Raw genomic sequence first — 11827 nt, forward strand, 5'->3', positions numbered from 1 at the left:
AAGCGGGCAGGACGATCCCTGCCCGGGTGAGTGAGTGCCGGTCAGCTTGCCAGCAGCGCCGCCACTTCGCGCGCATTTTTGCACGGCAGCAGCGCGGTGGTGGCCAGCCGGGTGCCGAAGGCGTCGTTCAGGCGGGCCGCTACCTCTTTGATGTGCGGCAGCTTCAACCCCATCGCCATAAAGGCGGTTTCTTCCCCCCATTCCGGCTGCGGCGCCACGCCGATTGCCTGCCAGTAAATTTTCAGGATCTCGGCGCTGCGCGCCTTCGGCGCACCGGGCGGCGGCGCCGCGCAGGCATTGAGCGCCGGCGCGGCATGCTGGCTCACCAGCAGGGCGCGAATACGGTGGCGATCCGTTTTACCGTTGGCGGACAGCGGCAGCGCATTGGCGTGAATAAAGCGCGTCGGAATGTGCGTGCAGGGCAGGTAGCCGGTAGAGAAGGCGCGAATATCCGACGGCGCCAAGGGTTTGCCGTCATGCGTCAGATACATCGCGCCCAGGGTCGCCTCGGCGTTTTCACCGCTGGGGTAATCCACCACCACCATATCGAGAATGGCCTCATGGCCGCGCAGCACGTCTTCGATCTCGGGCAAAGAAACCCGCACGCCGCGAATTTTCACATAGCCGTTTACCCGGGTCGCGAACATGATGTCGCCGTTCGGTCGATAATAACCCTGGTCGCCGGTGCGGAAGGCGCGCAGCGGCCGCCCGTCGGCATCCGCCAGGGTGACAAAGTCGTGTTGCTTCAGCTCCCCCCGTTCCAGATAACCCAGCGCCAGATTGACCCCCGCCGTGTGGATACGGCCCACCACGCCGGCTGGGCAGTGAATGCCGTCGTCGTGGCAGATGAAATACTGGTTGGCCGGCAGCGGGCGGCCGTAAGGTACGGTGCCGGTATCCTGCGCTGCTATCGGGTGCCAAATGCTCCAGATGGTGGTTTCGGTCGGCCCGCCGAGCGAGAACAGGGTGATATCCGGGCCCAGGGTGCGCAATGCGTGCACCGTCGCCGGCTTGATGTAATCGCCGCCCTGCGCCACCAGGCGCAGTGAGCGCAGGCCGTCCGCCGCTTTGCAGCTGAGCAGCATTTCCAGGATGGCGGGTACCGAACACCACAGCGTAACCCGATGCTGTTCAACCAGCTGGTTCCAACTGATGGCGTCTTTTTCCTGATGCGGCGCCGGCAGCACCAGGGTTGCGCCGGCGCTCAGCGAACCGAATAGGTCGAACATCGACATGTCATGGTGCAGCGGCGTCACCGAGATAAAGACGTCATCGGCGGTCACCGCCCAGCGCTGCAGAGTTTGGCTGAGCACGTTGGCGGTGGCGCGGTTGTTGAGCACCACGCATTTGGGCTTGCCGGTGGTGCCGGAGGTATACAGGTAATAGCCGGCGGCGGCGCTGGCGCTGCGCTCGGTGAGCGTTTGGCTGTCCGGCAGCGCAGGCGCGCTATTGGCGGGAGCCAGCAACGCCGCTGGCGTGACGCCCCGCGGCGTATCCAGCTCCCCCTGATGCACCACCAGATCCGGCTGGCAGTTATCCAGCAGATAAGCGGTGCGCTCGGGGGGAGAATTGATGTCGATCGGCACCCAGATAATGCCCGACAGCGCACAGGCGAGGCTGAACATCACATGTTCCGGGCTGCGCGGCAAATACAGCGCCACTACGCTGCCGGGCTGCAGGCCACGCTGTTGCAGATTGGCCATCAGCGTGGCGACCCGTTGCCCCAGTTCGCCATAGCTCAGCCGCCGTTCGCCGCAGATCAGCGCCGTCTGCGGCGGCCGTGCGCCAAACAGCCGTTCGGCCAGGATCGCCAGATAAGGGTAGGGGGCTGCGTCGGCCTCGCAGCCGTTGTGGCGGTAATGCGCAAGGTCGATAAAGCGCGCCGGCGCGATTTCCAGCTCCCCGTTCTGACAGGCCAGCAACACGTGCCGTTGCAGCGCGGCCAGCACCGCCTGCACCTGTTCGCCATTCAGCGCCTGTTCGGCGTAGTCCACGCACAGCAGCAGGTTTTTTTCGCTGTCCATCGTCAGACGAATATCGATAGCCACCTGCGGCGTTTGCGTCAGCCCGTCATGGTAGCGCACCGGCGCGTCGGCCGGCAGCGTCTCCCAACTCAGGCAGTTGGTGAGGATCACCGGCAGCGCAGGGCCGCCCTGGCTATGGCTCAGCAGTTGCCGCGCCAGATCCACGCCGGAAAAAGCCAGATGATCGAGCGCGCCGAGTACGTCATCCTGCAGCGTCTGAGCGCGGTGAATAAAGTTTTCTCCGTGGCGGGAGTAGCGAACGGCGACAAAGCTGGACGCATTGCCTAATTCCCCTGCGGTGCTGGGGAAGGCGACCGGCACGCCAATGCACAGTTCGCCGTCGCTGGTCCAGTGCGCCAGCGTATCGAGGATCAGCGCCGAAAGCGTGCTGTTGCGCAGCAGCGCATGGGCGGAACCCAGGCGGCCGAGCTGTTTCAGCGTTTCGCGCGGCAGCGTCAGGCTGGCCCGGCGATAGCCGGAGGCCTTCAGATTGGCGAGCGGGCTGAGCCAGGGCAGCGCCGACGGCGTGGTGACGTCTTGCAGCTTGCGTTGCCAATAGGCGGCGTCCGCCTGGCGTTGCGCCGTCGTCGTCGCCGGCGCCGGGCCGCTGGGGGCTATCGGAGCCAGGGGCTGTCGATCGAACAGGCGGGCGATCACCGTGGAAATGCCCTGGCCGTCGAGGATCAGCGCGTCGAAGCTGGTGAAGATCAGGCAGTCGTACGGCGATCCCGGCGGATCCTGCGTTTCGTTCAGTTGAACGATGGCGATGCGCCACAGCGGCTGCGCGGGATCGTGGCGCTGGTGGGAATAGCCTGTGCGCAGCTGGGTTACCTGCCGTTGCGCCGCCTCGTGGCTAAGCGAACGCAGATCGTGTCGATCCAGATTCAGGCTGGCCTCCGGACGCACGCGCTGCGTGAGGCGCAGGGGATCGATGCAGGTGCGCAGGGCGGCGTAATGGCATACCAGTTCTTTTAGCCGCGCTTCCAGCTGCGGCAGATCCAGCTGGTGACCACGGTATTCGCGAAAATCGTGCATCGCCACGCCGCCAAGCGGCCAGCGATCGCTGCGGCCCAGAAGATACGCCTGCTGCAGCGGTGTTAATGGTGTCTCCATGGTACTTCCCTATAGTCGCTAACCGATAAAAGTGAGTCGGCGTCAGGCCTGGGGCGCCAGCGCCTTGAGCAGCGTCCGCGCGCCTTCCGCTGCGCCGGTGGCGCGTTCGCAGATAAGCGCTGCCAGGGCCGCCGGGGTGGGGTGCGCCGCCACGTCCTGCGGGGTCAGCGCCGCCGCCAGATATTTGTTGATCACCCCGAGCAGCGCGTTTAAACCGGCGTCCGGCAGCTGCAGCCGGGCAATATCGTCGTCGTCGTTCAATGCGGCGCCGGGAGCCACCCGCGCCAGCAGCAGGTGCAACAGTTGCCGCACCGGCGTTTGCCGGGCCAGCGCCTCGGGGGTACAGCGGGCCAATAGCTGCGCCAGCGGCAGATCAAAGGCATCGGCGCGCTGGGCGGCCAACTGCAGCAGCGCCCGGTAACAGGCCAGCAGGCGCGGCAGCACCTGCTCCGGGAAGGCATCCAGACGAACGTCCCAGTTGATCAGGATGCCGTCGTCGCTGTGGGCGACCTGGGCGTCCAGCGCCACCTGCGGCCCCTGAGAAATCACCCAGCCCAATGGGCCAAAGGTGCGGGTCACCTGCTCGGAAAACAGCGCTTTGCCCCGAATGCCGAAGCCGGCGGTGAAGACCACCGGTGAAGGCTGCAGGCTGCCGTGCAAACGCGACAGATCGCGCATCACGCTGACGCCGGGGTAATCCGCAAATTCGATCAGCGTGGCCAGCTGCGCCATCAGCCGGTGGCAGAACGCGTTCAGGCTTTCCTGGTGGTCAAGCTCGATCCCCAACAGCAACAGATTGGAGAAATCGCCGATAAGGCTGTCGGTATCGTTCAGGTAAGGATCGCGGTGGAACAGCGGCACGTTGAGCCTGAACCGCGTCATATTCCAGCCATAGCCGACGGCCAGGGCGAACAGCGCCAAAAATAGCGCCGACAGGGTGATGTGCTGCCGTTTGGCGGCGGCGGCCAGCGCCCGACTTTCTTGAGCATTCAGTTGGACGGCCAGGCGATCGCTGCGGCAACTGTCCGGCGTGCGCAGCAACCGCGGCGCCGGCGGCAACTGCGCCAGGCGTTCGCGCCACCACTGTTGGGCGCGGGCGCGTCTTTCCTGCAGCGCCTGGTCGGCAGTGCGCCGCGCCAGATAATCGAAGTAGGCCACCGGATTTTCAGGCGCGGGGGCCGGGGGAAGGCGGTGATAAAACGCCGCCAGATCTTCCATCAGCCGGCGAAAGCTCATGGCGTCGCCGGCGATCATATCCAGATCCACATGCAGACGGCTGCGGCCCGCCGGCAACAGGGTCAGGCTGATATCGCAGGGAACGCCCTGATCGAGAGGCAGGAGCTGGGTGCTTTTCGCCTGGCGTTTAGCGGCCAGAGAGCGCTCGATCCCGGCGGCATCGGCATGGCGCCAGTCGTCCAGATGCAGGCCGTGCTGGGGGCCGGGCGCGGCGATGGTTTGCTGCCCGTCGGGGGTAATGCGCAAACGCAACATCGGGTGATGCAGATACAGGGCCGTCACGGCCTGGCTCAGGCGCCCGACCTCCAGGTCGCCGCCGTCGAATTCCGCATACAGATGAGCGGACATGCCCCCCAACGGCGCTGCGGATTGCCGGCCCACCCAGTAGGCGGCCTGCATGGTGGTCAAGGCTTTCATCGGGTATCCATTTTGATTCAGCTAACGAGACTGCAAGAATATATCCAAATGTTAATAGGAATGAAAAATATTATTATTTGATTTTGTTTGAAAGGAAGTGATATCAGTAGAGCGCCTTGGCGGAACGGCGGATAGATTATCGATGCGTGTAAATGATTTATCTATATTATTCTTAGTATTGCAATAATTCCAACGTGATGAAATGTGCCGATCTTCACGCTGCGCCAGGCGGATTTTCATGGCGGAGGCATAGCCGTTTTTCGCTCTTTATTGATAATGATTTGCATTAAAAAATGCAAAATATTATCATTATTAACATTATTTTACGTTTTGGTACAAAAACTGCCGGCAATCGCGCCGGCAGCCTGGCCGTGCGCGGGGCTGTGTCCGTTGGCCGGGAAGGATGTTGTCTGCTGCAGGGATAAGCAACACAAGGGTCAGGAAGGCCGCGAGCGTCATTGTCTGTGTGAGTGTCGTTTACCTATGTAAAAAAAATTCAAATTTTGTGCACCTCTGGGATGAAGGAGAATACCTCTATGGGCAAGCATTCAGCGGCTCAACGGCATAAAAACGTAGGAAACAGGGAAAAGTCAGGCTTACAAACTATCGGGGCGTTTACCTCATTATTTTTAGGCCTTTGCTCACTGTCGATCGGCGCCGCCGGCGCGGCGGATAACGGCAGCAACGAAACCTCTCAGGATGCGGAAACCCTGCTGGTAACCGGCGAGAAGGTCAAACGCTCCATTTTTGACACTGGCTCCAGCGTGCAGGTGTTCGACAGCAACCGCATCGCCTCTATGCCCAATGCGCTGCAGATCCCCGATCTGCTGCGGATGACCCCCAACGTGGTGGATCTGGGTATCGGCAACGATCTGCCGACCGTGCGCGGCATCGACGGCTCCGGCCCGAATACCGGCGCCAACGCTTTCCTCAGCGGCACCCGCCCGCGCCTTAACCTGTCTCTGGACGGCCGCTCTTTGACCTATAACGAGCAGGCGTTCGGCCCGCAGTCGCTGTGGGATCTCGATCGGGTGGAAGTGTTCCTCGGCCCGCAAAGCTATATTCAGGGGCGCAACGCCATCGCCGGCGCCATCGTGATGGCCAGTAAGGATCCGACCTTCGATTGGGAAAGCGCTTTTAAAGGCGGGGCCGGCAACCAGCATTCATCGCAGCTGTCCGCCATGGTCTCCGGCCCGCTGGTGGAAGATCAGTTGGCGTTCCGCGCCAGCGTCGATCGCCAGCGCCGCCGCAGCGACGCCGATCTGCCGGCCTATGCGCCGGTGGGCGATCCGCGCGAGGTTGAAGCCACCACCGCCCGCGCCAAGCTGTTGTTTAACCCGGCCGGCATGCGCGAACTGACCAGCAAATTGACCTTTAACCACTTCGGCAGCACCGCGCCGCAAAACGAAAGCCTCAACCCGCAGCCGCACCCGACCAACCCACGTTACGATCCGCGCCGTGCGGTGTTCAAAAGCAATATGAACAGCAGCATCTGGGATCTGTCATGGGAGGCTTCCGACGCGCTGGCGCTGGAAAACCGCCTGATCTACACCGATTTCAATATCAACCGGCCTACCGCCTACAACATTCAATACGCCGAGATCGACGGCAAAGAGGTGCACGTGGAGCCGGTGGTGCGCTTTGGCGCGCCGGACAGCCGCCTGCACGGTCTGGCGGGGTTGCGTTACTTCCACGCCAAGCAGGATGAGTTCGTTAACATTTTCGGCGGCGCTTCTTTCAAAGATAACACCGACACCCATTCGGCTTTTGCCGAGATGACCTACGCCCTCACGCCGCAGGTGGATATCACCGCCGCCAGCCGTCTGGAGCGTGAACATCGTCGCCGCATCGGCGGCAGCAATGCGGTGCGCATCGATTTCGACGAGACCTATACCGTATTCCTGCCGAAGCTGGACGTCGCCTGGAAGCCGACCGACGGCCAAACCTACGGCGCCAAGGTGGCGCGCGGCTATAACGCCGGCGGCGGCGGCATCACCATCGGCACGCCGGTAGTCAGCTACACCTATGGCTCTGAGTACGTTTGGAACTATGAGTTGTACAGCCGTCATCACCTGAAAGACGCCAACGTGGTGCTGACCAGCAACGTTTTCTACAACGACTACAAGGACATGCAGCTGCCTTACGCGTTGGGTGAAAACTCCAGCGTGATCCGCAATGCCGACAAGGTGGAAACCTACGGTGCGGAAATCGGCGCCATCTGGCAGCCGCGCTGGGATTTCGAGCTGTTCGGCAACCTCGGTCTGCTGAAAACCGACATCAAGAAATTCTCGGGCAGCGGCGTGGAAGGGCATGAGCTGGCGCGCGCGCCGGCCTATACCGTCAATATGGGAGCCAAGTATCAATTCCTGAAAGGGCTGGAACTCAGCAGCAACGTGGCGTTTACCGACTCCTATTACTCGGCATATGACAACGATTCGCGCGGGCGCATCGGCTCCTACTGGTCGGCCAATGCTCAGCTGGCCTACACCTTCGCCTATGGCCGCGCCACGCTGTATGCGAAAAACCTGTTTGACGCCGATCGTCGCGAGATGGTCAGAGGCAACGACATCTACACGGCGACAGTCCAGCCAGGGCGCTTGATCGGTGCTGCGGTCGAGCTGAATTTTTAAGGCTATCGCAACGTTGGGGGGCTTTTGCCCCCCGTTTTATAACGTGATTCCTCTGCTACAGGAGATACAGCAGTGAGCGGTGATTTCGACGGTATTCTGAGCGATGAAGAGGCCCAGCGTCTGGACAGGGCGTTTCTGGCGCTGGGCGCTGGGGCGGCGGGCGATAGCCTGCCGGTGAGCGAGGCCGAAGAGCTGGCGTGGTTTGCCCACCTGCAGCAGGGCGGCGCCAATGGGCAGCGGGCGCTGGCCTGGCGGCTGAACGGCGACGCCGACATTGGCCGGCTGGCGGGGGCGCTGCAGGCGTTGATGCGCCTCACGCCCGGTCTTGACGTCCGCTATTGCTTCGATGATGAACGCGGATTGTACAAACGCCCGGGCGATTCAGCGCTGCAGCCGGTCAGCATTCAGCCGGTGGCGGATGAGCCGCAGGCGATCCGCCAACTGTTGCAGGCGCAGTCGACGCCGTTCGAACTGGACAGGGAGCCGCCGCTGCGCTGCTTGCTGCTGCTGGCCGAGCGCGGCCCGGCGCTGCTCGGCGTGGTGATGCACGATATCTTGACGCAAACGCTGCCATGGCGGCATTTGCTGGCCACGCTGTCGGCGCTGTATAACCAGCAGGCTGCGCCGCAAAGCGTTATGCCGCTGGCGGCGGCCGCACCGCCGGAAAACGCCGAACTCCAGCTGCCCTGGGCGCGCCAGTCTCTGCCGCTGTGGGATTACCGTCAGGATCCCGGCCTGCCGCAGGCGGGGGCGCGCATCGCCACCCGCATGGCGCGTACGCAACTGCCCGCCGGCGAAACGCCGCTGGCGCTGTTGACGGCGGTGGCGGCGCGCTTTGGCGCTTTTATTGCCGCGCAGGCCGGCGGGCAAGCCGTTCAGCTGTGTGTGCCGCAGTCCGAGGCGGACGACGCCCTCGGGCTGGAGATTGGCCTTACCGCCGTGCCGTTGAAACGCCTGACGGTGCGCCATGACGACCCCCAGGCCGAACATGCCTTGCTGGCGCAAGCGATGGCCGAAACGCCGGATCCGCAGCGGGCGCAACTGCTGGTAAGCTGGCGGGGCGATATCACCGCCGGGCTGCAGCTCGATGGCGTGCGGGTTGAACCGCTGCTGCTGCCGCCGCTGCACACGCCGTTTGAACTGGCCTTGCTGCTGAGCTTGCCGGATGCCGACTCGCTGGCGCTGGAGTTGGTCGCGGATCCGCGTCTTTCACCGCACGCGGCGCCTTTCCTGCTGGAGCAGTTTGTCGCTTTCCTGGCGGGGCAGCGGGTCATCACGGCATCGATTGCCGACGCCAACCCCGTGGCCAGCCAGACCCCGGTGACGGATAACGCCGCCAATGACGACGTTGCCCAGCTGATCCTGAGCGAGTTCCGCGAGGCGCTGGCCGCCCCCGAGATGGGCGCGGATGAAGACTTCTTCGATCGCGGCGGCCATTCGCTGGTCGCCACCCGGGTGATCGGCAGGCTGCTGAGCCTGCATCAGCTCGAACTCAATATTAACGACCTGTTCAGCCACCCGACGGCGCGCGGCCTGTCGGGTTACGCCAAACGCCAGGCGGCGCTGCCGGTCAGCCCGGCGGCGGTTGAAGACGAAGGCGAAGCGGTGCAGGCGCCGCTGTCGCTGGCGCAGGAGTCGCTGTGGAAGGTGTATGAGGCCTTCGGCCACGACGAAATCTTTAACCTGCCGTTTTCTATCCGCTTCTTTGATTCGGTCGATGAAACAGCGCTGCGCCAGGCGTTTATCGACGTCATGACGCGCCACACCGTCTTGCGTTCGCTGTTTGTCGAACAACAGGGCGAAGTGCGCCAGCAGGTGGTGCCGGCGGCCGAACTGCCGGACTATAGCTGGTTCCACTTCTCCCACGAGATTCCGGCCGGCGACGCCAGCGCCCTGCTGGCCCAGGCGGGTCAGCATCGTTTCAACCTGGCCGCCGAGCTGCCGCTGCGTGTCACGCTGCTGCGCGATGCGGCGAACGGGCAACAGCTGCTCTCGCTGCTGTTCCATCACGTGGTGCTGGATGAATGGTCGCTAAACCTGATGATGGATGAGCTGGGCATCGCCTACCGCCATCGGGTGGCGGGGCAGGCGCCGCAGTGGGCCGGTTCGCCGCCGCAGTTTTACGCTTTCGCCCGCCGGCAGCGGGCGTCCGGCGTGCAGCAACGGCAGCTGGATTACTGGCTCGACAACCTGCGCGACGCGCCGGTCGGCCAACCGATCTTCCATCAGGAACCGGCAAATCATCCGGCAGTGCCGGCGCCGGCGGATGTCAACGGCGGCTGGCTGGAGTTTGAGGTCGACACCGCGGTGGCGGAAGGCCTGTATCAGCTTTCGCGCCGCAACAACGCTTCGCTGTTCAACGTGGTCTATGCCGGCATTACGGCTGCGCTGCGCCTGCTCGGCGGGCCGGCGGATCTGCTGGTGGGCACCTCCACGTCCGGGCGCAACGACGCCGAGTTTTTCGACACCGTCGGTTACTTCACCACCGTAGTGGTGCACCGGGTGCGCTTCGGCGAACGGTTGACGCTGGCCGGGCTGATCGACCAGGTGAAGAACACCATCAACGGTTCGATGCCCTATACGGATATCCCGATCGATCTGGTGGAAGAAGGGCTGTTCGGCATAGACGCCGATCGCAAGAACCACATGTTCGAAGTGTTTATCCAGATCCACAGCCGCATCAAGTTGAACGGTGAATTCAGGCTGCAGGACGGCAGCTCGGTGGCCTACCGGCAGGTCGAGCCGGAAAAAGCCGAGTCGCTGCTTGGCCTGCAGTTCGAGGTGATGGAGGAAGATCTGGCGGGGGTGAAATCCCTGCGGGTGATGATGACCTATCGCCAGGATCACTACAGCGCCGAACAGGCGAATCTGATCGCCACCACCGTTCAGCATGTGTTTACCCAGTTTGCCCGACACACTGCCGGCGATATCGCGCTGGCGGCGTTGCCGCCAGGGCCGCGGCAATAATGTTGTTTCACTCTAATCAATCGCATGATTTTCAAGGAGATAAACGGATGTCTGGAACAATAGCAACCCCCCGCGCCTTATTGTCGCTGCTGGTGGCGGCCTCGCTGGTGGTCGCCGGCGCCGCGCAGGCGGAAGACGCCGGGATCAAACCGCAGGACATCAAGCGCCAGGCGCTGTCGTCGGCGGTGGTGGAAATGGCCTACAGCCCGGCGCAGCAGGCGCTGTTCGTCAGTGCACCAGACTGGAAGGAAGAGGCGCGCTCCCGCGTGCTGCGGCTGGATCCGAACACCCTGAGGGTGCAGGCGGAAATCCCGCTGAAGGTGAAAGGCTTCGGCGTGGCGCTGGACGATGCCGGCAACCGGCTGTACCTGACCCAGGGTTTCAACGGTGAAGTCGGGGTGGTGGATACCGCCGCTAACCACGCGTTGAGCTCCATCAAGCTGGTGGATAAGGTGGTGCTGGAGCAGGCTTACAAGCAGGCGGGCATCAGCGGCAAACGCCTGGATTTCCTGCTGGAAGAGCTGAAGAAGTTCAAGATCACCGAAGATTATCAGTACCGCATCCGCGAGATAAAATATGACTCGCACACCGGCCGTCTGTTCCTGCCGGGGTTGGGCTTCGGCGTCGACAGCGTGCTGTACGTGGTGGACACCCGCGCCGGCAAGCTGGAGAAGGTGATCCCCGGTTTCGGCTACAACGCGGTGGGCATTACGCTGGATGAGAAAGGGCGGCGGGTGTTCGTCTCCAACATGCAGGGGCAGGTGATCACCCTGAACGCCGACACGCTGGCGATTACCGCCACCCATGAAGTGCAGGCCGATCAGCTGCTGAACCTGGTGTACGATCCGGCCGGCAACCGCCTGTTGGGGGTGGATCAGGGTATCGATCGCGACAACTATCGCAACACCCACCTGGGGCATGACTACGTGAAGCGCAGCAGCGGCCACCGGGTGTTCGCGCTGGATGCGGACAGCGGCAAGGTGCTGGCCAGCGAGCTGACGGATGAGGTGCCGATTGGCCTGTTGCTCGACGATCGCAATCAGCGTCTGTACGTCGCCAACCGCAAAGGGGTGCGCGTCGAACAGGGCGCGGGCACCCTGACGGTGTTCGACGCCAAGACGCTCAAGCGCCTGCAAACGGTAGATCTGCCGCCGCATCCGAATAGCCTGGCGCTGGATCCGAAAGGCAACGCGCTGTTCGTCACGGTGAAAAACGACGGTGCTTCCACCAAGGCCGGCAAGCCGGAAAGCGTGGTGCGCATTCAACTGCACGCGAAGTAACGGGATTGGGGAAGTAAAAAGGGGCGCTGCGGCGCCTAATGCCGGTCAGTTAAGCCTGACTGGCATTTTTTTATCCAATCTCTGTACGCTCTGCGCAGGATGAATTGCCGTAAATATCCCGCATTTCTCTGCTAGCGCAATGAACGGCAATTGGAGGGGC

At 63.0% G+C, this 11827-nt stretch carries 5 protein-coding genes; 3 read left to right on the forward strand and 2 right to left on the reverse strand.

Features of this window, described 5'->3' with window-relative positions; translation table 11 throughout:
* Positions 1-41: 41 nt before the first annotated feature.
* Both KHA73_RS01255 and KHA73_RS01260 read right to left on the reverse strand, forming a co-directional pair.
* The gene (locus KHA73_RS01255) at positions 42-3137 is read right to left on the reverse strand and encodes an amino acid adenylation domain-containing protein (RefSeq protein ID WP_234587579.1); all 3096 of its coding nucleotides are present in this window, start codon (positions 3135-3137) and stop codon (positions 42-44) included.
* A gap of 42 nt (positions 3138-3179) precedes the next feature.
* The gene (locus tag KHA73_RS01260) at positions 3180-4790 is read right to left on the reverse strand and encodes a condensation domain-containing protein (protein WP_234587581.1); all 1611 of its coding nucleotides are present in this window, start codon (positions 4788-4790) and stop codon (positions 3180-3182) included.
* 536 nt (positions 4791-5326) lie between these two features.
* On the opposite strand from KHA73_RS01260, the gene KHA73_RS01265 reads away from it, so the two are divergent.
* From KHA73_RS01265 to KHA73_RS01275, 3 genes are all read left to right on the forward strand, one after another.
* A complete protein-coding gene (locus KHA73_RS01265; RefSeq protein WP_234587583.1) occupies positions 5327-7420 on the forward strand; it encodes a TonB-dependent receptor in 2094 nt (697 codons plus the stop codon).
* 72 nt (positions 7421-7492) lie between these two features.
* The gene (locus KHA73_RS01270; RefSeq protein ID WP_234587584.1) at positions 7493-10387 is read left to right on the forward strand and encodes a condensation domain-containing protein; all 2895 of its coding nucleotides are present in this window, start codon (positions 7493-7495) and stop codon (positions 10385-10387) included.
* A 47-nt stretch (positions 10388-10434) separates the two neighbouring features.
* Entirely contained in the window at positions 10435-11667 is a 1233-nt protein-coding gene (locus tag KHA73_RS01275; protein WP_234587586.1) for a YncE family protein, read from the forward strand.
* The last annotated feature ends 160 nt before the right edge of the window (positions 11668-11827 follow it).

This window comes from Serratia entomophila (assembly GCF_021462285.1).
Taxonomy (GTDB): Bacteria; Pseudomonadota; Gammaproteobacteria; order Enterobacterales; family Enterobacteriaceae; genus Serratia; species Serratia entomophila.

What these genes read in the sequence shown, in the direction of transcription:
- KHA73_RS01255 (WP_234587579.1), bottom strand. Translation starts at nt 3,137, where the DNA reads ATGGAGACACCATTAACACCGCTGCAGCAGGCGTATCTTCTGGGCCGC.
- KHA73_RS01265 (WP_234587583.1), top strand. Translation starts at nt 5,327, where the DNA reads ATGGGCAAGCATTCAGCGGCTCAACGGCATAAAAACGTAGGAAACAGG.
- KHA73_RS01275 (WP_234587586.1), top strand. Translation starts at nt 10,435, where the DNA reads ATGTCTGGAACAATAGCAACCCCCCGCGCCTTATTGTCGCTGCTGGTG.
- KHA73_RS01260 (WP_234587581.1), bottom strand. Translation starts at nt 4,790, where the DNA reads ATGAAAGCCTTGACCACCATGCAGGCCGCCTACTGGGTGGGCCGGCAA.